At 51.9% G+C, this 21225-nt stretch carries 22 protein-coding genes; 8 read left to right on the plus strand and 14 right to left on the minus strand.

Going from position 1 to position 21225, the window contains the following annotated elements; translation table 11 throughout:
• Positions 1-99 precede the first annotated feature (99 nt).
• The 3 genes from FDX09_RS12595 to FDX09_RS12605 form a co-directional block, all read right to left on the minus strand.
• Positions 100-1509: a PLP-dependent aminotransferase family protein gene (locus FDX09_RS12595; protein ID WP_069324935.1), complete on the minus strand. Its 1410-nt coding sequence runs from the start codon at positions 1507-1509 to the stop codon at positions 100-102.
• Positions 1510-1601: 92 nt separating this feature from the next.
• Positions 1602-2018 carry a type II toxin-antitoxin system HicB family antitoxin gene (locus FDX09_RS12600; RefSeq protein ID WP_087856629.1) on the minus strand — a complete coding sequence of 139 codons (417 nt, stop codon included), beginning with the start codon at positions 2016-2018 and terminating at the stop codon, positions 1602-1604.
• A gap of 46 nt (positions 2019-2064) precedes the next feature.
• A complete protein-coding gene (locus FDX09_RS12605; RefSeq protein ID WP_137347305.1) occupies positions 2065-2241 on the minus strand; it encodes a type II toxin-antitoxin system HicA family toxin in 177 nt (58 codons plus the stop codon).
• Between the two features lie 264 nt (positions 2242-2505).
• On the opposite strand from FDX09_RS12605, the gene FDX09_RS12610 reads away from it, so the two are divergent.
• The 4 genes from FDX09_RS12610 (at position 2506) to FDX09_RS12625 (ending at position 5464) form a co-directional block, all read left to right on the plus strand.
• The gene (locus tag FDX09_RS12610; protein ID WP_038640740.1) at positions 2506-3909 is read left to right on the plus strand and encodes a cytochrome ubiquinol oxidase subunit I; all 1404 of its coding nucleotides are present in this window, start codon (positions 2506-2508) and stop codon (positions 3907-3909) included.
• On the plus strand, positions 3909-4919 hold the full coding sequence (gene cydB / locus FDX09_RS12615) for a cytochrome d ubiquinol oxidase subunit II (protein WP_038640742.1): 1011 nt from the start codon (positions 3909-3911) through the stop codon (positions 4917-4919). The genes FDX09_RS12610 and cydB overlap by 1 nt, the downstream gene beginning before the upstream one ends.
• A complete protein-coding gene (locus FDX09_RS12620) occupies positions 4919-5044 on the plus strand; it encodes a DUF2474 domain-containing protein (RefSeq protein ID WP_064507023.1) in 126 nt (41 codons plus the stop codon). The genes cydB and FDX09_RS12620 overlap by 1 nt, the downstream gene beginning before the upstream one ends.
• Before the next feature lie 189 nt (positions 5045-5233).
• Positions 5234-5464, plus strand: coding sequence for a DUF2554 family protein (locus FDX09_RS12625; protein ID WP_038640744.1), 231 nt, complete (start codon positions 5234-5236; stop codon positions 5462-5464).
• Here FDX09_RS12625 and FDX09_RS12630 read toward each other — a convergent pair.
• Both FDX09_RS12630 and FDX09_RS12635 read right to left on the minus strand, forming a co-directional pair.
• Positions 5461-7422 carry a U32 family peptidase gene (locus FDX09_RS12630; RefSeq protein WP_110498016.1) on the minus strand — a complete coding sequence of 654 codons (1962 nt, stop codon included), beginning with the start codon at positions 7420-7422 and terminating at the stop codon, positions 5461-5463. The two genes, FDX09_RS12625 and FDX09_RS12630, sit on opposite strands and share 4 nt — an antisense overlap.
• A 79-nt stretch (positions 7423-7501) precedes the next feature.
• Positions 7502-8038 (minus strand): XRE family transcriptional regulator, encoded by a 537-nt coding sequence (locus tag FDX09_RS12635; RefSeq protein ID WP_042308263.1) that lies wholly within the window; start codon positions 8036-8038, stop codon positions 7502-7504.
• Positions 8039-8143: 105 nt separating this feature from the next.
• Between FDX09_RS12635 and FDX09_RS12640 the strand changes: the two genes are divergently transcribed.
• Positions 8144-9310 carry a benzoate/H(+) symporter BenE family transporter gene (locus tag FDX09_RS12640; protein WP_137347306.1) on the plus strand — a complete coding sequence of 389 codons (1167 nt, stop codon included), beginning with the start codon at positions 8144-8146 and terminating at the stop codon, positions 9308-9310.
• Here the strand turns inward: FDX09_RS12640 and FDX09_RS12645 are convergent.
• Positions 9293-10162 (minus strand): helix-turn-helix domain-containing protein, encoded by an 870-nt coding sequence (locus FDX09_RS12645; RefSeq protein ID WP_085048160.1) that lies wholly within the window; start codon positions 10160-10162, stop codon positions 9293-9295. The two genes, FDX09_RS12640 and FDX09_RS12645, sit on opposite strands and share 18 nt — an antisense overlap.
• A gap of 185 nt (positions 10163-10347) precedes the next feature.
• Here FDX09_RS12645 and FDX09_RS12650 point away from each other — a divergent pair, with 185 nt between their 5' ends.
• A complete protein-coding gene (locus FDX09_RS12650) occupies positions 10348-11256 on the plus strand; it encodes a DMT family transporter (RefSeq protein ID WP_085048159.1) in 909 nt (302 codons plus the stop codon).
• Between the two features lie 38 nt (positions 11257-11294).
• Here FDX09_RS12650 and FDX09_RS12655 read toward each other — a convergent pair whose 3' ends face one another.
• The 3 genes from FDX09_RS12655 to tehA all read right to left on the minus strand — a co-directional run bounded on the left by FDX09_RS12655 (position 11295) and on the right by tehA (position 13722).
• Positions 11295-11969 (minus strand): DUF3313 domain-containing protein, encoded by a 675-nt coding sequence (locus FDX09_RS12655; protein WP_085048158.1) that lies wholly within the window; start codon positions 11967-11969, stop codon positions 11295-11297.
• A 155-nt stretch (positions 11970-12124) separates the two neighbouring features.
• Complete coding sequence (gene tehB / locus FDX09_RS12660) at positions 12125-12721, minus strand: tellurite resistance methyltransferase TehB (RefSeq protein ID WP_085048157.1); 597 nt, start codon at positions 12719-12721, stop codon at positions 12125-12127.
• Complete coding sequence (gene tehA / locus FDX09_RS12665; RefSeq protein WP_085048156.1) at positions 12721-13722, minus strand: dicarboxylate transporter/tellurite-resistance protein TehA; 1002 nt, start codon at positions 13720-13722, stop codon at positions 12721-12723. Before tehA ends, tehB begins: the two co-directional genes overlap by 1 nt.
• Positions 13723-13835: 113 nt before the next feature.
• Here tehA and ydcK point away from each other — a divergent pair, with 113 nt between their 5' ends.
• The gene (ydcK, locus tag FDX09_RS12670; RefSeq protein WP_137347307.1) at positions 13836-14816 is read left to right on the plus strand and encodes a YdcK family protein; all 981 of its coding nucleotides are present in this window, start codon (positions 13836-13838) and stop codon (positions 14814-14816) included.
• Here the strand turns inward: ydcK and rimL are convergent.
• The 5 genes from rimL to FDX09_RS12695 all read right to left on the minus strand — a co-directional run bounded on the left by rimL (position 14808) and on the right by FDX09_RS12695 (position 20061).
• Positions 14808-15353 carry a 50S ribosomal protein L7/L12-serine acetyltransferase gene (gene rimL / locus FDX09_RS12675; protein ID WP_137347308.1) on the minus strand — a complete coding sequence of 182 codons (546 nt, stop codon included), beginning with the start codon at positions 15351-15353 and terminating at the stop codon, positions 14808-14810. The genes ydcK and rimL overlap by 9 nt on opposite strands.
• A gap of 100 nt (positions 15354-15453) precedes the next feature.
• Positions 15454-15678, minus strand: coding sequence for a YdcH family protein (locus FDX09_RS12680; RefSeq protein WP_038640766.1), 225 nt, complete (start codon positions 15676-15678; stop codon positions 15454-15456).
• A gap of 166 nt (positions 15679-15844) precedes the next feature.
• Positions 15845-17500: a glucan biosynthesis protein gene (locus FDX09_RS12685; protein WP_038640767.1), complete on the minus strand. Its 1656-nt coding sequence runs from the start codon at positions 17498-17500 to the stop codon at positions 15845-15847.
• Positions 17501-17693: 193 nt separating this feature from the next.
• A complete protein-coding gene (locus FDX09_RS12690) occupies positions 17694-19037 on the minus strand; it encodes a VOC family protein (protein WP_069324946.1) in 1344 nt (447 codons plus the stop codon).
• A gap of 121 nt (positions 19038-19158) precedes the next feature.
• Entirely contained in the window at positions 19159-20061 is a 903-nt protein-coding gene (locus FDX09_RS12695; RefSeq protein WP_137347309.1) for a manganese-dependent inorganic pyrophosphatase, read from the minus strand.
• 230 nt (positions 20062-20291) lie between these two features.
• On the opposite strand from FDX09_RS12695, the gene FDX09_RS12700 reads away from it, so the two are divergent.
• Complete coding sequence (locus tag FDX09_RS12700) at positions 20292-21215, plus strand: LysR substrate-binding domain-containing protein (protein WP_038640774.1); 924 nt, start codon at positions 20292-20294, stop codon at positions 21213-21215.
• The last annotated feature ends 10 nt before the right edge of the window (positions 21216-21225 follow it).

A 21225-nucleotide genomic window follows, 5' to 3' on the forward strand; every position in this document is an offset into this window, starting at 1 on the left:
TGTATGGTAGCACCCGATATAAATAACATCAGAGTTCGGTATTCTCTATTTCGAAAATAAGAACGCACTATTCTTTTATATTGAATAGCGCGTTACATTTTATTTCATCATGTCGCGAATTAATTTTCCAAGCTGTTTCACCGCCAGTTCCTCGCGTTCTCCCCAATGCCATGCGGTATTAAAGCGAAAGAAACGTGTCCAGCTCCCCGAGGTTGAGAACATTTTTCCCGGCGCAATGCTGATGTGGTGCGCCAGCGCTTGCGTACTGAGCTCTCCCGCATCCAGCGGTTCCGGCAGTTCGAGCCACAGAAAATAGCCGCTGTCGTTGTGGTGAATTTTGACCTCCGCCGGAAGATGGCGCAGTAGCGTTTGCCAGGCCTGCTGTTTGCGTTCCGCAAGCTGACGGCGTAAACGACGCAAATGCGCGTCATAGCGTCGTGTTGACAGATAGTCGACGAGTGCAAGCTGCATGGGAGAACTGGTGGATAAGGTGCTCATTAGCTGGAGTCGTTGAATGCGCCGGGCATGTTTCCCTGCCGCCACCCAGCCAATGCGAAATCCGGGCACCAGGCATTTTGAAAATGATGAACAATGCAGAACGCTATCGCTGCGATCCCAGGCTTTAGCGGGGAGCGGTTTTTCCCGGCCAAAGTAAAGTTCGCTATAAACATCATCTTCAATCAGCATCACATGATATTTCTCCAGTAATGCAACCAGATGCGCTTTTTTCTCTGCGCTGAGCGTAAACCCCAGCGGATTTTGGCTGTTGGTCATCAACCAGCACGCTTTTACCGGATACTCCTGCAACGCCTGCTCCAGCGCGGCCAGATCGATCCCCTCTTTGACATCAGTGGCAACAGACAGCGCCTTCAGACGTAATCGCTCCAGTGCCTGCAATGCGCCATAAAAACAGGGGTTTTCGACAATCACCCAGTCCCCCGGTTCAGTGACCGCCTGCAGACTCAGGTTGAGAGCTTCAAGCGCACCGGTGGTGATCACAATTTCGTCAGGTGAAATGGTCATTCCCTGTTGGGCATAGCGACGGGCAATGGCATGGCGCAATTCATGATTCCCCGGCGGCAGGTTTTCAATCACGCTCATAGCCGTGGCCGTTTTACTCACCTGCGCCAGCGAGCGGTTTAACTGCTGAAGGGGAAACAGACGCGGGTCAGGGAATGCAGAGGCAAATGGCATTACTGACGCATCCCGGCTGGCCTGCAGCATATCAAAAATGTAGGTGTTGATATCCACCGCTTCGTCGCGCATCACCTGCACCTGAGGTGCTGCAGAATGACGTTCAGGGCGCGCGGCAACATAATAACCCGACTGGGGGCGGGCAATAATCCGCCCCTGGCTTTCCAACAACTGATATGCGTGGCCAACGGTCATAAAACTCATCCCGCTACTGACCACCTGCTCACGCAATGAAGGCAGACGATCGCCGGGTTGCCATACGCCAGACGCGATTTGATCGCGAATTTGCTCTGCCAGTCGCTGGTACTTTTTCATCTTTCGTCCTGATTACCGGTGTTGGTGACAACCACTATATATATCAGTTTACATAATCAAGACATTTTTTATAACTGTTATAGTTAACAGTTTTACAACATCGTTACCGACAGTTCTTTTCCTAAAGCGCGGGCAGCTATCTGCACAGCATCAATTTTTGTCGCGTGCTTTAAATCGAATAAACGGGTGATTTCCTGCTTAGGCCTGCCGATCCTGTTTGCCAACTCCTGCTGGGTAATATTCGATTCAAGGAAGGCATTTAACAACAGAACCTTAGACGCAACGCTCAGTGGTATTTCTACATAGTCAGCGCCAGCGACAACCGCTGAAGGCAAAGGAATCGGTTCGTTATCGTCGAAATAGAATTCAAAAGCGGTGACCAATGCGGCCTGCGCAGCCTGCAAAGCATCATGGCGAGTTTCTCCCTGAGTCAATGCTTCAGGAATATCCGGAAAAGACACCATGAACCCACCTTCCACGGCGGGTATTAGATTAACGGGATAACGCATAATTTTCTCAAAATTTCTCATATAGTCAGCCTTATAGAGATGATGATTACTGTAAGCCAGGCTGCTTTTGGATCGCTTTTCGCAGGGCCTCTTTTATCTCATCACCAGGATGCCTGGGCATAACGCTACGCCTTCCCTGATACCTCAACTTCAGATGATTTGAGCCGTTTGTAACTTTAACTCCCTGAGATTCAAGCCAGCGTCTGAACTCACTTTGCTTCACTGCGCCTCCCTGTCGTCTATTATATACACAAAGTAAACATTTATGATTACTTTTTTGATTGTGTTGCTATTAATAACGCAACATCACTAGCGTGGGGAGGACGCTATTTAATAACAGGAATCCAGTTTCCAGATTTCATATCAGCCATGCCAACCTATAACAGAGCGACAACTGTTATGGTTAAAAAGAACTGTTCTGTTTCTGCCCTCCATTGCTTCCCAGGCTTAGAATTGCGCCAAATCAATTTTGCCTGCGGAGTTAAGCATGTTCGGTCTTGACGCGTTTCACCTGGCGAGGATCCAGTTCGCGTTTACGGTATCCTTCCACATTATCTTTCCGGCCATTACCATCGGCCTCGCCAGTTATCTGGCAGTGCTCGAAGGGCTGTGGCTAAAAACGAAAAATCCCACCTGGCGCTCGCTATATCATTTCTGGTCGAAAATATTCGCCGTAAACTTTGGTATGGGCGTGGTTTCCGGGCTGGTGATGGCCTATCAATTCGGCACCAACTGGAGTGGTTTTTCCGAGTTCGCCGGGAGCATCACCGGACCGCTGCTGACCTATGAAGTGTTAACCGCCTTTTTCCTCGAAGCGGGTTTCCTGGGCGTAATGCTGTTCGGCTGGAATCGCGTGGGGCCAGGCCTGCACTTCTTCGCGACCTGTATGGTTGCGTTGGGTACCATTATTTCTACCTTCTGGATCCTCGCCTCCAACAGTTGGATGCAGACGCCGCAAGGCTATGAAATCGTTAATGGTCAGGTTGTTCCCGTCGACTGGTTCGCCGTTATTTTCAATCCTTCATTCCCTTATCGTTTGCTGCATATGTCCGTTGCCGCCTTCCTCAGCAGCGCGTTATTTGTCGCCGCTTCTGCGGCGTGGCATTTGCTGCGCGGAAACAATACGCCGGCTATTCGCGCTATGTTTTCGATGGCGCTGTGGATGACATTAATCGTCGCCCCGCTCCAGGCATTGATTGGTGATATGCACGGTTTGAATACGCTGAAACACCAGCCGGCAAAAATTGCGGCGATTGAAGGACACTGGGAAAATCCGCCCGGTGAACCCACTCCGCTATTGCTGTTCGGCTGGCCGGACATGGAACAGGAGCGTACCCGCTATGGACTGGAAATCCCGGCGCTGGGCAGTCTGATCCTGACCCACAGTCTGGATAAACAAGTCCCGGCCCTGAAAGAGTTTCCTAAAGAAGACCGGCCCAATTCAACCATGGTGTTCTGGTCGTTTCGCATTATGGCAGGGCTAGGCATGCTGATGATCCTGCTGGGCGCGATCGCCCTGCGGCTACGTTACAAGCAGCGGCTATACACCTCACGTCCTTTCCTGCGTTTTGCATTATGGATGGGGCCCTCCGGTCTGATTGCCATTCTGGCTGGCTGGGTAACCACTGAAGTTGGCCGTCAACCTTGGGTGGTCTACGGTCTGCAACGTACCGCGGATGCAGTTTCCGCGCATGGCGATTTACATATGAGCATCAGCTTGCTGTCATTCTTTGTGGTGTACAGCTCCGTATTTGGCGTCGGTTACAGCTACATGATCCGCCTGATCCGTAAAGGGCCACAGGAACATGATCCGTCAACGCCGCCATCCGGCACGCCTGCACGACCGCTTTCTGCTGCAGTTCTCGATTCTCAACCGGAGGCTCACCGCTAATGGGTATCGATTTATCAGTTATCTGGTTTGTCATTATCGTGTTCGCCACGTTGATGTATATCGTGATGGACGGTTTCGATCTCGGTATCGGCATTTTATTTCCTGCTATTCAGGATGCGGATGACCGTGATGTGATGGTGAATAGCGTCGCCCCCGTGTGGGACGGCAATGAAACGTGGCTGGTACTGGGCGGAGCCGGACTATTCGGCGCTTTCCCCCTGGCCTATGCGGTGATTGTCGATGCGCTGACGATCCCGCTCACCCTGATGCTGCTCGGCCTGATTTTTCGCGGCGTCGCTTTTGAGTTTCGCTTCAATGCCACGCCGGCACATCGACCATTCTGGGATAAAGCTTTTCTCGGCGGTTCAATTCTGGCGACATTCACTCAGGGCATCGTAGTAGGTGCAGTGCTTAACGGATTTTCTGTCACCGGACGCAGCTACAGCGGCGGCCCTTTCGACTGGCTGACCCCGTTCACGCTGTTCTGCGGTGTTGGCCTGGTCGTGGCTTACGCCCTGCTGGGGGCCACATGGCTGGTGATGAAAAGCGAAAATCCGTTGCAGGATAAAATGCGCCGCGTGGCCAAAAAACTGCTGCTGGCGATGCTGGTTGTTATCGCCATTATCAGCCTATGGACGCCGCTGGCGCACAGTGCGATTGCCGAGCGCTGGTTTAGCCTGCCTAACCTGTGGTACCTGATGCCGGTTCCGCTGCTGGTGGTGTTGATCAGCATGTGGTTGTGGCGCTCGCTGGACCAACAGCACAGCCATGCACTGCCCTTTGTTTTGACGCTGGGATTGATCTTCCTTGGGTTCAGCGGTCTGGGGATCAGCATATGGCCGCATATCATTCCGCCATCCATTACGCTCTGGCAGGCGGCAGCGCCTGCGCAAAGTCAGGGCTTTATGTTGGTTGGCGCACTACTGATTATCCCGATAATCCTGGTGTATACCTTCTGGAGCTACTACGTTTTCCGCGGCAAAGTTCAACATGGTGAGGGGTATCATTGATGCAACAATCAATCTGGAAACGCCTGATGTGGCTGGTGATCCTCTGGGGCGGCAGCGTGCTGGCCCTGGCCGCCGTCGGTATGTTCTTTCGTTTACTGATGACGGCTGCTGGCTTTAAGTCCTGATTCCCTCCCTGAAAACAACCGGGCAGAGCAATACTACCCGGTTGTAACAAATCCCAACGTTGACCAAACAAAAATGCAAAAAACATCTCATTGGCAAAACAGAGATTGCCATTTCCCCGATTAAAATATTGAATAGTCACCTGGCGAAATTATCGCCACTTCCGCTGCTAACGTACCAGAGGGTTCATGATGTTTAAGAAAGGGTTAACGGTGTTATTGCTGGCCAGCGCGCTTTTTTCGGGTCAACTTCTCGCAACCAATCAGGGACATGAGTATCTTCAGGTGCAGGATGCCGATCACGTATTACGGCACACCGCCGACAGCGATGAACTGCGCGTGACGGCGGAAGAATCCGCCGCCGATCTTCGCGAACATCATTACTGGCAAAAATCACGCAAACCCGATACTCACCAGGGTTAAGGTTTACGCTTTGGCAATGTTTTCATCAGTTCTTCGGGACTGACGGAAGCGACGATGCTGCCCGGCAACGGCATTTTCAGAATATGATGTTTCATCTTGCCGATTACATGCATTTCGCACGGTCGGCAATCAAATTTCAGCGTCAGAACTTCATCGCCGTTTACCAACTGCATCGGTGTCGCTTTCCAGCTCTTGATGTTTCCTTTCGCCTGTTTCGGACACAGGTTAAACGCAAAACGCAGACAATGTTTGGTGATCATCACCGGCACATCGCCCTTTTCTTCATGCGCTTCATAGGCCGCATCAATCAACTGAACGCCATAACGGTGATAAAACTCACGCGCTTTATGGTTGTAGACGTTTGCCAGGAAGCTCAGATGCGTTTGTGGATACACCGGCGCCGGCTGTGACACCGGTTTGCGACTGCCGCGCTGATAGTTTTGCAAACGCGCCGCATCCAGCATGTCGACAGCTTCACGTCGCAGTTGATTGAGTTGACCGTTTGGCACAAACAGCGCCCCCGGGAGATTAACCTGAATATCGCGGGCGTAATAAAGCGTTTGTCCAAGTTTGGCCAGACCATCCTGCAGGTTGCTTAACGCTTTTTCCGCATTGTTCGCTTCGTCAAAGTGGCCGTCCAGCGTATGCGTGATGCTCACCCCCTCTTCACTGGTGAGCGTCAGGATCAACTGCTCCTGCCAGCCGCCCAGTTCAATATCAACCGCGATACGACGTTCGCTGGAGGTTTTGGTTAACGCCTGCTGCCAGTTATGATCGAGATTACGGTTCAGCGGATGATGCGCACGCACTTTGTGCAAATCGGCTGGCATTTCATTCGGCCACACCCGATATCGATTGTGCCCCGTTTTTTCAACGGTATTGGCACGGAAACCAACCACCTCACGCTTGATTAATACGTTCAGACCATCGCCGTTCGCCAGCGGCTCGGTGACCTCAACATCCAGATGATCTTTCGCGACCTTCAGGACTTCACCAACCGGCAGACCAATGAATTTTGGCGAGTCAAACGCGCCGATATCGCCCTTACGCGCATTGACAAAATAATCGGTGCTACCGCGATGGAAGGTTTTTTCCGTGGAGGGGGTAAAGAAATGTTCGGTGCGTCCGGCTGATGAACGGGCAAGGTCGCCGCGCTCTTCAATGATGGCGTCGAGCATCTGACGATAATGCGCGGTAATATTCTTCACATAGCTCATGTCTTTGTAGCGCCCTTCGATTTTGAAAGAGCGCACGCCTGCATCAATCAACGCGCCCAGGTTGGCGGTCTGATCGTTATCTTTCATCGACAGCAGGTGTTTTTCATAGGACACCACGCGCCCCTGATCGTCTTTCAGGGTATACGGCAGACGGCAAGCCTGGGAACAGTCGCCGCGGTTAGCGCTACGTCCGGTTTGCGCATGTGAAATATAACACTGACCTGAATAGGCAACGCACAACGCACCGTGAATGAAAAATTCAATGGTCGCGTCCGTGGCCTGGTGGATGGCGTTAATTTGCTCAAGGCTCAGTTCCCGCGCCAGGACAATCTGGGTAAATCCGACATCAGACAGAAACTTCGCCTTCTCGACGCTGCGAATATCACACTGCGTGCTGGCATGCAGCTCAATGGGGGGAATATCCAGCTCCAGAATCCCCATATCCTGCACAATCAGAGCATCAACACCGGTCTGGTACAGATCGGTAATTAATCGCTGTGCGGGCTCCAGTTCATCATCGTGCAAAATCGTATTCAGCGTCACAAAGATTTTCGCCCCGAAGCGATGAGCGAATGGCACCAGTTCGGCGATATCTTTCAGGCTGTTGCTGGCGTTATGACGCGCGCCAAATCCCGGTCCGCCAATGTAAACGGCGTCTGCGCCGTGCAGAATGGCTTCGCGCGCAATGGCGGTATCCCGAGCCGGACTTAACAATTCAAGGTGATGAGGTTGCTGGCGCATACAGTTGTTACCATCCACAAGCGGTAAAAATGGCGGCTATTGTAGTCACAAGCGCGGCATTTCGGAATAGTTTTCCCGATCAACTGCGCGGGTAATGGATCAGCGAATGAAAGTGAACCGTTTGTTCACCGCTGTTACGGTAACTATGGGCCGTATCGCCGGCAAAACGGACACCTTCACCGGCTTTAATGGTACGCCATAGACCATCAATGCACATATCCAGCAGTCCACTAATCACCACTACGTGCTCTATAACACCGCTTTCGTGTGGCGTGGATTCACTAAGCGCGCCGGGCGCCAGCAGTATCGAAAAGTGATCGAAACACAACTGAGGATCCCATGGGAACAGCGGCGTGACGACCATCGCCTGGTGTTGGGGATCGAAAGACGGCGTGCCGTCTGACTCAGGAGGCGAAATAAACGTTGAAAATGGGACATTCAGCCCGGTGGCGATTTTCCACAATGTCGCCACTGTAGGGCTGGATTCATTGCGCTCAATCTGCCCCAGCATCGCTTTTGACACGCCGGTTTCCTCCGCCAGACGCGAGAGACTCCATTCCCGCTGGTGGCGCAGCGTTCTGAGCGTCGTCGCCAGATAGTGAGTTAAGTTATCCATATTTCTCCTCCTTCGCCCTTCCTTCTCAAGGCTACAGCTTAGCACTTGTACGCTATAACGCACAGTGCTACAGTGACTGACCGTTATAACGCACACGGAGTTGCTATGCGCACATTTTCAATCCCTCTGCCTACCGTGCTATCAGGTTTTGTCGCGGTGCTGGTCGGTTATGCCAGTTCGGCAGCCATTATCTGGCAAGCGGCGCTGGCCGCAGGTGCGACGACAGGGCAAATTGCGGGTTGGATGACCGCGCTGGGAATAGCGATGGGCGTTAGTACGCTGGCGCTGACATTATGGTATCGCGCCCCTGTTCTCACTGCATGGTCAACGCCCGGCGCCGCACTGCTGGTTACGGGCCTGCAAGGGGTAACGATTCAGGACGCGATCGGTATTTTCATCGTGGCTAACGCCTTAATTGTGCTGTGCGGCGTAACCGGACTCTTTGCCCGACTGATGAAAATAATCCCCCACTCGCTGGCGTCAGCCATGCTGGCCGGGATCCTGCTACGCTTTGGCCTGCAGGCGTTCAGTAGCCTTAATAGTGAGCTTATCTTATGCGGTAGCATGCTGGTGGCATGGTTAGCGTTTAAAGTCATTGCCCCACGGTATGCGACAATCGCCGCGATGCTGATAGGTATAATCATCGCGCTGATAAAAGGTGACATTGTCACTAATGAGGTAAGTTTATCTCCAGTGTTACCTGAGTTTATCGCCCCGCAGTTTTCATTTGCCCACAGCATTAGCATCGCACTGCCGCTGTTTCTGGTCACCATGGCCTCACAAAATGCTCCTGGTATCGCCACCATGAAGGCGTCAGGTTATGCGTTACCCGTTTCACCGTTGATTGTTTTTACCGGTCTGCTGGCGCTGCTGTTTTCCCCTTTTGGCGTCTATTCCATTTGCATTGCCGCCATAACCGCGGCAATTTGCCAAAGTCCCGAAGCGCATCCTGATGCAAAGCGACGTTGGCTTGCCGCGGCGGCGGCGGGTGTCTTCTATCTTTTGGCAGGGGTTTTTGGCGGTTCGGTCACCGGACTGATGGCGGCCTTGCCCGTAAGCTGGATCCAAATGCTGGCGGGCCTGGCGCTGCTTGGCACGATTAGCGGCAGCTTATACCAGGCATTACATCATGAATCCGAGCGTGATGCGGCTATCATTACTTTTCTGGTCACTGCCAGTGGCCTGACGCTATGGGGGGTTGGGTCTGCATTTTGGGGGCTGATCGCCGGAGGTGTGTGCTACGCGGTTTTTGCTTTATTTCGCCGCACGTAACTGCGTTGGCGTTTTACCCGTCACCTGCTTAAACCGGTTGCTGAAATGGCTCGCTGAACTGAACCCGCAAGCCATCGCAATATCCGACAAACTGCGGGAAGAATGACAGACCAGATGCTGGGCTAATACCATACGTCGTTGCATAACGTACTGATGCGGCGCCATATTCATTGACTGGCGAAACATTCTGGCAAAATGGAACTCACTCAGCGCCGCCTCACTTGCCAAATCGCTCAGGGTAATGGGGTATGCCAGATGCGCTTCTATGTAGGCCAGCACATTGCGCAATGTGGCAGGCGCAAGTCCCCCGGTGACAACGGGCAACTGCCATTGGACGTTGCTGTAATGCTGGATCAGATGCGTGAGCAGTAGCGAAGACGCGGCGCTGAGCGTGAGATGGTTGGCCGGTTGTTGCCAGTCATTCCCGAGTAAAAACTGACGATAAACCGCTGTTATCCCCGGATCGCTGCCAAACGTATGCTCATCCAGCGTGAAGCTATAAGGGCTTTTGTCCCAGACTTTTTCACCCACTTCGCGCAAATGGCCGTCCGTACAATAGAGATGAACAAAGGAAAGATCGTCACGAATATCCCAACTGGATTCGCTCTCTTTCGGCATCAGGCAAAAACGGTCCGGCCCACCGCCATTCTTCCAGCCGCCGGCCGTCTTGTGGTAACTCTCGTAACCATCGGCGATGTATAAGCTGAGGGTATGGTGATCGCAATACTGGGTAATGGTATCACGCTTATTTGACCAGGCCGCCAGTTGGATCCCTGAATGTAACGCAACCGACTCGTGCAGCACGGCATTGTGTTTGCGTAAGTTTTCAAAGGCACCGTAGGGCTGAGACATACCATCACATTCAAAATAAGTTAGCAGGCTTTCAGTCTATATCAGCTACATATTGTTAACAGCTTCCTTTTCACATTTGCGCGAAAAAAAGCGCAAGATTTTGCAAGTCCACCGCAATCTGATGAAAGCCCCCTGCTACCCAACGTGACACAGTGTGCGCCTGAAGACCAAAAAGAGAGAGTTGTATGAACGCGCTATTGTATTGCCTGGTGGTTGTGATTTGGGGAACGACATGGATTGCCATTTATCTGCAACAAGGACCGGTTTCAGCGCCGGTTTCTATCTTTTGGCGCTTTGCCGTTGCCAGCTCGGTAATGATAATAATCCTGTTGGTTAGCGGTAAATTACGCAAACTATCTGGTCGTGACCATCTGTTTTGTCTGTTACAAGGCGGATGCGTTTTTTGCTTTAACTTTTGGTGTTTTTATACGGCTGCGGCGTGGATTAACACGGGCCTTGAATCGGTGATTTTCTCGATGGCCGTCCTGTTCAATGCGGTCAATAGTTTTCTGTTTTTCGGCCAAAAACCGCCGATGCGCTTTTATATTGCCGCCGGTCTCGGTCTGACTGGCATTGTCACCCTGTTCTGGCAGGACTTACTCAACAGTGGGTTCAACCATTCACTTCTGCTGGGCATCGGCTTAAGCGCTCTGGGAACCTTTGGTTTTTCATTGGGCAACATGATAAGTCTGCGCCATCAGAAAAAAGGGCTGGAAGTATTGACCACCAATAGCTGGGCCATGTTGTACGGTACATTGCTGATCGCCGCTATTGCGCTGGTGCGTGGCGATGACTTCACTCCGCAGTGGACTTTCAGCTATCTTAGCGCACTGCTGTACCTGGCTATTTTTGGTTCGGTGATTGCCTTTGGCGCCTATTTCACACTGGTCGGTCGCATTGGTCCCAGTAAGGCCGCATACAGTACGCTGCTTTTTCCTCTGGTCGCACTGACGCTGTCAACATTGTATGAAGGGTATATCTGGCAGGTAAATGCGATTGTGGGATTAGTATTGATTTTGCTGGGGAACCTGGTGATGTTTGCCCGACCAGAAGCGCTGATGGGTAAGCTCGTATATCGTCGCCGAACGGCATAAAAAAAACGCACCATCCTTAGATGGTGCGTTCATCATTATTATTGTGTTTTTTTGTTCACGTCAAACATGGAAGCATCAGTCGCCATGTCATCAACAACTTTCTTCAACGTTTCGAACGCCATCGGCGTGCTTTCGTTGTTCAGATCTTTACCTTCACCCTTACGTACAACTTTAATGACCGGTTTATTGGTCGCCGCATCAATCAACTCACCCTCGAAGTAGAGGTTGGTATCCATGGTACGGTGGCCCGTTGCCATTTGCGTTCCCGCAACCAGCAGCGCAACCGGGATCACTTCGTAGAACTGCAGCCCTTCTTTACTGGTCGCTACACCGGTAATTGCCCCGCGGAAAATCAGGCTACGTGGCCCAGGGGTAGTCACCAGGGGTTTACGTTTACTGATTGCGGATTTCAACTGTGTATTGGTGTAGGTCAGTAGTTGATCAAGAACCTTCTGCCCTACCTGCGTTGTAGGTTTAGGAACCGGATAATACGTTACCGGGTTATATACAATGTTGTCATATTTGGATTCGTTGTAGTTCGGGTCAACCCAACGGAGTACCGTTTGTCCGGTTGCCGATTTTGTTTCCTTCAGATCAGAGTAATTTTTTAAAAACCCAGAATATTTATCCGGTTCGGTCACTTTTGACGCACAGCCGGATAATGCCAACAAGCCAGTAAGCACTGCAACTTTAAATAAAGTATGAGTACGCATGAAACGATCCCTTTAGTTTTCGCAATGATGCCTAAAAAGAATAGCAAAACAGATTCATTTTGGATGCACTAAAAATGGTAAGGACCGCACAATTTTATCTTTGCGCTCAACATAAAAAATGCTGAACGCAGAGAGAGTTAACCCAGACAGGAGCTTCAGACAGTTTTGCGTGCCAGCATAGTGGCAAAGCGCAGTTTAATGCGATTACCATTTTCATCCGTACGATGAAGTTCACCCACGTCTTCGTTGTATTTCAGCAGATCCCACCCGCTGTAATAGTTGCGTAATTCACCCGCTTTAAACGCAAACGGAAAACCAACCGTGCACGGGAAATCATCAGTGTCCATTGCCGCAACGATTAAATTATATCCGCCTGGCTTAGTGCAGCGCTGCATATTATCTATCAGTCCCGGGATAGTTTTAGCCTCAAGGAACATCAGCACAACGGTAGAAAGAATAAAATCATATTCGCCATCAAAGCGTAAGGCGTTAAGATCCGCGACTTGCGCATGCAGGTTGGTCAGCCCTTCCGCCGCTTTAATGCGCTCAAGGTTCGCTATGCTCATGGGGTTTTTATCCCATGCGGTAACGTCATAGCCGTTTGCCGCAAGGTACAGGCTGTTACGACCATTACCGCAGCCCAGATCTAATGTTTTACCTGGCGCGACCACTTTTGCCGCTTCAACAACATCGGAATGCGTACGGGTTAAATCGTATTTCTCAGTAAAGTAGTTTTCGTCGCAATGAGTCATCATTTATCCTCAGATTTCAGTAGTGCTGCACGTTCTGTGCGGATAAGCAGCTTTCCCTGCAGCAGCAAAGCAAGCGTACGTATCAGTAATAATGCAATGATAAAATTGGTAAAAATAAACAGAGGGATAGACAGCGTATGAAAAAATCCTGATTCGCTGCCGTGTCCCAGATGCAGGCCCGTCGTCGCCAGGGCCGACACGCCAAACGAGAAGCTCCAGAACGAGGCATTAAATGGTTGCGACAGGTACCATGGCATGAGACGCAGCATAAACAGAAGTTGCAGCAGACCATAGCCGAACAGCATTTTGGCTAACGTATCCCCCTCACCGCCGTTGACGCTAAGCCAGGCGCTGCAAGCGACCAGCGCGGGCGCCAGTTGAATGCCAAGCGAAGTCCGTAAGACCGCTGGCAGTTCCCCGCAGCTACGTAAACGTTGCAGGATCACCGGTTCCAGGCTGAGCCAGGAAAATACGCCTGCCCCCAAAAACACCATTCCGGCATCATTGAAACCAAGCGCACCACAGGCCATTGCGCTGATAAAGTTATTGGCGACGGTCGGCAGATACAGACCCGGCGTGGTGGCTTCCTCTGGATGCGCTCCACGCCATAATCCTGCCGTTTGCCAGGCCGCGTACGCCAGCTGTATCACCACGCCAATGCTGAATAACCCGATCGCCAGCGGTCGATACCAGGGAACAAAACCAATTGCTACCAGCATGGTTGTGGCCGGAAACAGACTGACAAAGCTACTCATCACCGGGTGACGAATTTCAGCCAGTACGCTGTGCGGGAAGTGCAGCAAGCGATACATAAAAGCCAGCGTCAGCAGCCCCCAAATGGCCATGGCGAGAATCACTAAACCGTCGCCAATCCAGTGGCTCACCGGCCAAATCTGGCTGGCATAGCGCCAGGCGAATCCCATCCCGATAGTCCCCAGTACCATGCCAAAATAACCGGCCGGAAGATTGAGGACCCGTTCACTCTGTTTGCTCTTACTCATTTTGTTTATTTTTTAAAGTATATTTGAAATGCATTTTATGGAATTTCAGCGGGTTTAGCCAGTACGGAAAACTTTGCTACGTTTAACTAAGGTGCGCAACATGGAAATGAGCAATGACCAAATATCGACTCAGCGATGAGCTTCGCTCCTTTAGTTACCAGGATAATGGCAATAAAAAAAGCGTATTACTACGCCAAATCATTGCGCTCATTGATTTTAATGATGTTACCGCCGGTACGCCTGGCGGCTGGATTGATGACGAAAGCGTCTTGTCGCAAAGCGGTGATTGCTGGATTTACGATGAAAATGCGCTCGCATTTTCCGGCGCATCGATAACCGGAAACGCCCGGGTTACTCAGGCAAGTGTCGTCAGAGATGGCGCGCAAATAGGCGATGCCGTGTGGATTGACCGGGCAGAAATCAGCCATTACGCACAATTACGTGACAACGTCACGATACAGGATTCGGTTATTCGCGGCGAGTGCCTTCTCTGGGGTAATGCACGCGTTGTATGTGGATCCGAAATCATTGCCGCCAGGGGACTCACTGTTGAAAACGACCAGTTGCTGCAGATTTACGATCGGGCGACCATCAGCAACTCACGCGTAGTGCATCAGGCGCAGATCTATGGCGATGCGAAAATCAACTACGCCTTTATTGAACATCGGGCGGAAGTTTTTGATTTTGCCCAGGTGGAAGGTAATGAAGAGAATAATGTATGGATTTGCGATTGCGCCAAAGTCTACGGGCATGCGCGCGTCATCGCCGGAACCGATGAAGATGCTATTCCTACCCTGCGCTACAGCTCACAGGTGGCAGAACACGCGGTAGTCGAGGGTAATTGCGTGCTGAAGCACCATGTGTTGGTCGGGGGACATGCTACATTACGCGGCGGACCAATCCAGCTTGACGATCACATCCTGGTTGAAGGTCACGCCTGCGTTCTTGGAGAAGTGTTGGTCGAGAATCACATTGAGATAACCGGCCAGGCGCACATTGAAGCATTTGATGGCGATGCTATTCATCTGCGCGGGCCGAAGGTGATCAATGGTGAGCAGCGCATTACGCGCACACCTATCGCAGGCTTATTCTGAGGGACTATCAATGATGCGGGCATAGAGATTCACATCATAGTAATCGCCATTGAGGAACTCTGCTTGTCGTAAACATCCTTCCAGTTGGAAGCCATTGCGCAATGCCACCCGGTTGCTCTCAACGTTTTCTACGCGGCATTTAATCACAAAGCGGCGAATTTCCTGGCGCTGCGCATAATGATGAATCAATGCCTGTAGCGCCAGGGACATAATGCCCTTACCCTGGTGAGCTTCATCCAGCCAGTAACCAATATAGGCTGCTTTGTTCAGCGGCTCTATCTGGTTAAACGCGATGACACCCACCAGATTCTGTTGTGCAAAAATCAGGAACATTTTGGCGTAGCCGCGCTGGTGCAACATCATATTTCCCTGCACGTTTTTGCGCGTGTCGTCCTCGGATTCGACAAACTGCGGCCAGTTCAGCGACTGCTGGAGCCAGGTTTTATTTTTCAGCACCAACTGATGCAGAGGGGTGACGTGTTGTTCTTCGACGGCACGCAGTTCCAGCGAATCATTAATGGTTATCACTTCTGGCATTTTCTTTCCGTTACGATCGTTAAGCAGCTAATTCTGCTCATCATAAAACAGGAAGGGCTTCCCTTTTGGAAGCCCTTTTACACAGCAAGCGCTGTTTTACTTAGCTCTCACCGACACTCTCTTTTTGCAAAATTTTGAGCAGATCTTCCTTCAGGTGGAGTTTCTGTTTCTTAAGGCGAACAATGTCCAAACTATACCCCCGACCATCCGCACCTTCCAGTCTGGAGATCTCATGATCAAGGCTGTTGTGTTTTTCGAATAAGGACAGAAAGCGAGGGTTCTCGGTTTTCAGTCGGGAAATAAGGTCTCTGTATTCTGGAAACATACTTTCTCCCTGTTAGTGGACAAGAACGTGTATAAGAAATACACAGCTCCAGAGTACCCATTTCCCATACAGAAAAATGCGAACAGGATCGAGTAAATAGCGTACAGACTATTTTCAGAAAGATTGCAGATACGGCTCCCCCTCAGGAGAGCCGTAAAAGGAGTGATTAACGCATCTCACGGTCGTCAACGTACTGACGTTTATCCGGCGCTGGCGGGAAGTACTGATACAGCCAGGTTTCGCTGATGGCGTCGCCCTGGCAACGCAGGAACATACGCATATCTACCGGGTCGGTTGAGTCAGACGTCGGATACCAGTCAAACTGGATACGGTAGCCGTCGATAGGCTCCACGTAGAGGATCTCAATTTGTTTTGCTTCACCGCTGGAGAGCGTTATCACCGGCTCAATGCCTTTCGGCGCAGCGGCTTTCAGATCGCCACCGACGAAGTCAACGGCAAAACGACGCGCCCATTTCTCCGGGTAGTGCTCGCCCGGCGCCCATCCTTCCGGGAAGCCGCCCATGCCTGTACGGGTCGCCATCACGCGAGCCAACGGCGAACGTACCGGCGGCTGCGCGCTCCAGTACAGACGATATTTAAATTCCAGCTCATCGCCGGCTTTAATCGACTTCTCCGGCTGCCAGAAGCAGACGACGTTATCCAGCGTTTCGCCAGTCGTCGGGATCTCCATCAGGCCGATGGTCCCCTTGCCCCACTGGTTACGCGGTTCGACCCACAGGCTCGGACGCTTGTTATACCAGCCCATGATGTCCTGGTAATGAGAGAAGTCGCGATCGAGCTGCAGTAAACCAAACCCTTTCGGGTTGTTATCGGTATAGGCATTGAACTGCAGTTTTTGCGGGTTATTCAGCGGACGGCAGATCCACTCGCCGTTGCCCCGCCACATCGCCAGACGATCGGAGTCATGAATCTGCGGGTGAATGGTGTCGCACATCCGGCGTTCATTGTTGCCGCAGCTGAACATGCTGGTCATCGGCGCAATGCCGAGCTGCTTGATGTCTTTACGCGCGTAGATATGGTTTTGTACATCCATGATCACCTGCGTTTTCTCGCAGTGGATCACGAACTTAAAGGCACCTGTTACGCTTGGGCTATCGAGTAGCGCATACACGGTAAAGGAGGTCGCGCCCGGTTTAACCGTTTCGAACCAGAAAGCGGTGAAATCAGGAAACTCTTCTTTGCTGTCGGTATAGGTATCTACCGCCAGACCACGCGCCGATAAACCGTACTGGTAGGTGTCATCCACTGCGCGGAAGTAGCTGGCGCCGAGGAAAGAAACCACATCACGACGAGCCAGTTCTGGCGCTTTAAATACGCGGAAACCCGCGAACCCGAGGTCAGTTTGCCCTTCCAGTTGTTTGGTATCCACACCCGCGTCGTTGTATTTAAACAACTCCGGACGGAAGTGGATTTCACGCGCCATATGCGTACTGTCATCGACCGAGAACATGCGAACCCGGCGGCGGAATCCCATTCCCACATGGAAGAACTGCGCATCAAGCTGACGATTTTCAACATTGTTCCACAGAGACTGCTCTGCGTCATATTGAATGCTGTTGTAGGCCTGCGGCGTCAATTTCGCCAGCGTGTCGGGTAACGCACGCGGCTCGCCGCCCCAGGGTTTCTGTGCTAAGTCGTGGGCCATCGATTGCAGAACGGAAAAATCAAAACGTACGGTTTTTCCGTCTGCAATGTCAGACTCTGCCGCAAAGGCGGCGCGGGAAAAGAGTGATGCAATACCACTGGTTCCGCACACGGCGGCCATTGCCATTGAACCTTTAATAAATCGTCTGCGATTCATGCCTGAAAGTGAGTCCTTCTGGTCGTGTAAATGGTCCCGCGCCGGTCAAAATCTGCGGCAAGAGAGTGCACATTTCTGACCGCTCACTCTAGACAAAATTCATTAATAATCCAATTGTTGGTCGCCGATTATCTGTACAAAATCGAAAATATTTTATGTCGATGGGAACAGACTGAATCCCGTGTAAATTCTGTTAAAGTAAACCACACCGCCGTTTACTTCGCTCTTCAGCCTCCTGATACAGCATAAATTCGTCATATACCTTGCAACCCAGTGCCTCTTCAAACGCGTCGCGACTGGAATTCCCATGGCTGCGAGCCTGAGTTTCATTACCCAAATTTGACTGGAAAATCCCTGCTGCGCTAACCGGTAAGAAATCTTCGTAGGTGATAGGTTGCGCAACCAGCCAGCCGCGCTCAATGAGCGGTTGCGGATCGTCATCCGGGCGAATGGCCTGGCGATGCGCTTCACCTGATGGCGTCAGTCGATAACGAAACCAGGCGAGACCCTGTTGGCGCAGCAGAAACTCGCTATCCGGGAATGCCTTGAATACCTCCTGAAGATGCAGCTGGTGCGTCAGATTGTCTTTTCCCGTTCCCGCTTTATTCAACAGTTCGTCATACAAGGCTCTGCCTTTCGGCGTGAGCGCTACGCCGCGCTGTTCAATCTCGCCAAAACGCGCCGTGTGAGTGCCGCGCATTTCACCGGCAAACAGCACCGGTTCTTCCAGCGCTTTGAAACTGGTCTGACGTAATAAAATCGGCACCTCACGGCGCGGCGGCCCTTCAATCAATATTTTCGGCTCTATGCCGCATTCCGGCATCATGGACTGTACCCGGTCAATATCCAGCGTGCGCGGCGTCAGATGGTTGATGTGACAACCAGGGAAACACACCACATCAGCAATCAGCCGGTGTTCGTTGTGTAATGCATGATAGGTCGCTTCATCTACCGTGGCGTGCTGATGCCAGCGGAAGGTTTCCAGTGCTTCATGGACAAACTCCTGCGCCTGCTCAGGCGTAAAACTGCCCTGCGCATCAAACTCATCCAGCAGTTCATGACAACGACGAGTGAAAATGTCGCGTTTTGCAAGGATCTCCGCAGCCTTTTGCCGCAGCGCTACGTTCTCGATTAATTCGAGCCGTAATAACGAGGTGAATACCCGAAACGGGTTGCGCGAAAGCGAGGCATCGTCGATGGGCCGAAAAGCCGTGGAATGTACAGGGACGCCGGCCTGAGAGAGGTCGTAGTAACTCACCGGATACATGCCCATAATGGCAAACATCCGGCGCAGCGTAGCAAGTTCCTGCGCAGTGCCCACCCGGATGGCGCCGTGGCGCTCAACGTTTAGCCGGGCCAGTTCATCCGCATTAGCCAGTTTTTCATGCAGCGTCGGATTATTTTCCAGTACCGCCAGATTCACATCAGCGACAAGTTCCAGCAACGTGCCATACTGCGGGACTTCCTGCTGGTACATTGCTGACATTGCCTGCGAAAATTGTTCCCGAATCTCATCTGCCGTGATGGTGTTCGCCATAATGTCATGCCTCCAGTGAATATTACCTGGAGTGTAGAGAACGCTGCAAAGTCCGGTGGGAAGAATTTACAAAGTGTGACCCCGCGTAAGTTTCCCACCCCATACAGACGGCGAACCGAACCTACTGGCGTGGTTTTAAATGACTTTCCAGCCAGGGGAGCATCTGTTTTTTACGGCTGAGCATACCTTCCACCTTGCAGGGCTGCGGGATGTCAGAAAGCTCAGAACCGGCAAACCACAGACTGGTGTCGCCCAGATTAATATCGGTGAGCATGAGCACAACCAGTGCGGCATTCTTTTCCTGCGCATAGCGCGTCATTTCCTGGCGTAATTCATCCAGCACTGTATCAACCTGTTGCAGCGCGTACAGTTCAAGCTGCGCCACACAGACCTGATGCCCCTGGATAGTGAAGGTTTTAATGTCTTTCAGCAGGAGTTCGCGGGCGCTCATCCCTTCCACGCTCGTTTTGGCAGACAGCAGGTCGCGACTGAAGGCGTCCAGGTCTACACCGGCCTTTTGAACCAGCGCATCGACCGCCAAACGATCATCAGCGGTGGTCGTGGGTGAACGAAGCGTGACAGTGTCACTCAGCACAGCACCCAGCAACAAAACGGCCTCCGCGGGTGATAACTGGCTACGCTCATCTTCCGACATCAGTTGCCATAACAGCGTCGCGCTACTGCCGACAGGCTTCACCCACACTTCTGGCGGCAGACGGGTGACTAATCCACCGAGTCGGTGGTGATCGATAATCCCCACGACGTTACTGTCTGCCAGCGATTGCGGCCCCTGGGCAGGTTCGGTGAAATCAACCAACCAGACGTCACGATCGGTCAACTCAAACGTCAGCCGTTCAGGAAGTGCCAGCCCCGCTTGCGCAAAGATAAACTGCGTTTCGCGGTTAGGTTCACCCAGACGCCATGCCGTGGCCTGCTTACCGCGCAAGGTAAGCCAACGCGCCGTCATTGCGGCAGTGCAAATAGCATCGCTATCGGGATTAAGGTGTCCTACTACATGTATCATTAATCAGTGCCTTGTGAGAGAAAGGGTGCAAAAGCAAACAATATTCAAAGTATAACGACTGGGTGCATTCCCTTCCATGATCCCACCCCCCTGCCTGGCTGTACAAAACATGAGCAAAATAAATAAGTTGTAAGTAAAACATGATAAATGTTAATAATATTTTGCTATCAAGTTATCAAAAACGAACAACTTCACTTGTCACCGACACGGCTCTGTTTTTAACATCGCTTATGGAAAAAAATGTTCTGTTCAATCAGCGCATTCGCTTGCGCCACCTGCATACTTTTGTCGCCGTTGCACAACAGGGAACGTTGGGGCGCGCGGCTGAAACCCTTAATCTGAGCCAGCCGGCCCTCTCCAAAACACTGAATGAACTGGAGCAACTGACCGGTACCCGGCTGTTTGAACGCGGTCGCCTTGGCGCGCAGTTAACATTGCCCGGCGAGCAGTTTCTTACCCACGCGGTGAGAGTACTGGACGCGCTCAATACGGCCGGACAGGCGTTAAACCAGCGCGAAGAGTCGCAGACTGACGTCGTACGGATTGGGGCCTTACCCACCGCTGCGCTGGGTATTCTTCCGGCGGTAATCGGTCCGTTCCATAAGCAGCAAATGGAGACGACGCTGCAAGTTGCCACCATGAGTAATCCCATGATTCTGGCCGGTTTAAAATCGGGAGAAATCGATCTCGGTATCGGTCGGATGGCCGATCCGGAATTAATGGTCGGTCTGAATTACGAGCTGTTGTTTCTTGAGTCGCTCAAACTGGTAGTGCGGCCTAACCACCCGTTGTTGCAGGAAACCATCACGCTGAGTCGGGTGATGGAATGGCCCGTTGTGGTGTCACCAAAAGGAACCGCTCCTCGTCAGCACGCGGAGACACTGCTGCAAAGCCAGGGCTGCAAAATGCCGCCGGGCTGCATCGAAACGCTGTCAGCATCGCTTTCCCGCCAACTGACGGTTGACTACGACTATGTATGGTTTGTGCCGTCAGGCGCGGTCCGGGAAGATTTACGTCAGGCGACGTTGGTATCATTGCCGATTCCCACCCACGGGGCGGGTGAACCTATTGGCATTCTTACCCGTGTAGACGTGCAGCTTTCCTCTGCCGCGCAAATCCTCATTGGCGCGATACGCAAAACCATACCGTTTTGATACCCAAAAT

It is taken from the genome of Citrobacter sp. wls717 (genome assembly GCF_005280955.1).
In the GTDB taxonomy this organism is placed as follows: Bacteria; Pseudomonadota; Gammaproteobacteria; order Enterobacterales; family Enterobacteriaceae; genus Citrobacter; species Citrobacter werkmanii.

Excerpts from the sequence above, each read along its gene's own strand:
- FDX09_RS12595 (WP_069324935.1), bottom strand. The coding sequence starts at position 1,509 with ATGAAAAAGTACCAGCGACTGGCAGAGCAAATTCGCGATCAAATCGCG.
- FDX09_RS12600 (WP_087856629.1), bottom strand. The coding sequence starts at position 2,018 with ATGCGTTATCCCGTTAATCTAATACCCGCCGTGGAAGGTGGGTTCATG.
- FDX09_RS12610 (WP_038640740.1), top strand. The coding sequence starts at position 2,506 with ATGTTCGGTCTTGACGCGTTTCACCTGGCGAGGATCCAGTTCGCGTTT.
- cydB (WP_038640742.1), top strand. The coding sequence starts at position 3,909 with ATGGGTATCGATTTATCAGTTATCTGGTTTGTCATTATCGTGTTCGCC.
- FDX09_RS12620 (WP_064507023.1), top strand. The coding sequence starts at position 4,919 with ATGCAACAATCAATCTGGAAACGCCTGATGTGGCTGGTGATCCTCTGG.
- FDX09_RS12625 (WP_038640744.1), top strand. The coding sequence starts at position 5,234 with ATGTTTAAGAAAGGGTTAACGGTGTTATTGCTGGCCAGCGCGCTTTTT.
- FDX09_RS12630 (WP_110498016.1), bottom strand. The coding sequence starts at position 7,422 with ATGCGCCAGCAACCTCATCACCTTGAATTGTTAAGTCCGGCTCGGGAT.
- FDX09_RS12635 (WP_042308263.1), bottom strand. The coding sequence starts at position 8,038 with ATGGATAACTTAACTCACTATCTGGCGACGACGCTCAGAACGCTGCGC.
- FDX09_RS12640 (WP_137347306.1), top strand. The coding sequence starts at position 8,144 with ATGCGCACATTTTCAATCCCTCTGCCTACCGTGCTATCAGGTTTTGTC.
- FDX09_RS12645 (WP_085048160.1), bottom strand. The coding sequence starts at position 10,162 with ATGTCTCAGCCCTACGGTGCCTTTGAAAACTTACGCAAACACAATGCC.
- FDX09_RS12650 (WP_085048159.1), top strand. The coding sequence starts at position 10,348 with ATGAACGCGCTATTGTATTGCCTGGTGGTTGTGATTTGGGGAACGACA.
- FDX09_RS12655 (WP_085048158.1), bottom strand. The coding sequence starts at position 11,969 with ATGCGTACTCATACTTTATTTAAAGTTGCAGTGCTTACTGGCTTGTTG.
- tehB (WP_085048157.1), bottom strand. The coding sequence starts at position 12,721 with ATGACTCATTGCGACGAAAACTACTTTACTGAGAAATACGATTTAACC.
- tehA (WP_085048156.1), bottom strand. The coding sequence starts at position 13,722 with ATGAGTAAGAGCAAACAGAGTGAACGGGTCCTCAATCTTCCGGCCGGT.
- ydcK (WP_137347307.1), top strand. The coding sequence starts at position 13,836 with ATGACCAAATATCGACTCAGCGATGAGCTTCGCTCCTTTAGTTACCAG.
- rimL (WP_137347308.1), bottom strand. The coding sequence starts at position 15,353 with ATGCCAGAAGTGATAACCATTAATGATTCGCTGGAACTGCGTGCCGTC.
- FDX09_RS12680 (WP_038640766.1), bottom strand. The coding sequence starts at position 15,678 with ATGTTTCCAGAATACAGAGACCTTATTTCCCGACTGAAAACCGAGAAC.
- FDX09_RS12685 (WP_038640767.1), bottom strand. The coding sequence starts at position 17,500 with ATGAATCGCAGACGATTTATTAAAGGTTCAATGGCAATGGCCGCCGTG.
- FDX09_RS12690 (WP_069324946.1), bottom strand. The coding sequence starts at position 19,037 with ATGGCGAACACCATCACGGCAGATGAGATTCGGGAACAATTTTCGCAG.
- FDX09_RS12695 (WP_137347309.1), bottom strand. The coding sequence starts at position 20,061 with ATGATACATGTAGTAGGACACCTTAATCCCGATAGCGATGCTATTTGC.
- FDX09_RS12700 (WP_038640774.1), top strand. The coding sequence starts at position 20,292 with ATGGAAAAAAATGTTCTGTTCAATCAGCGCATTCGCTTGCGCCACCTG.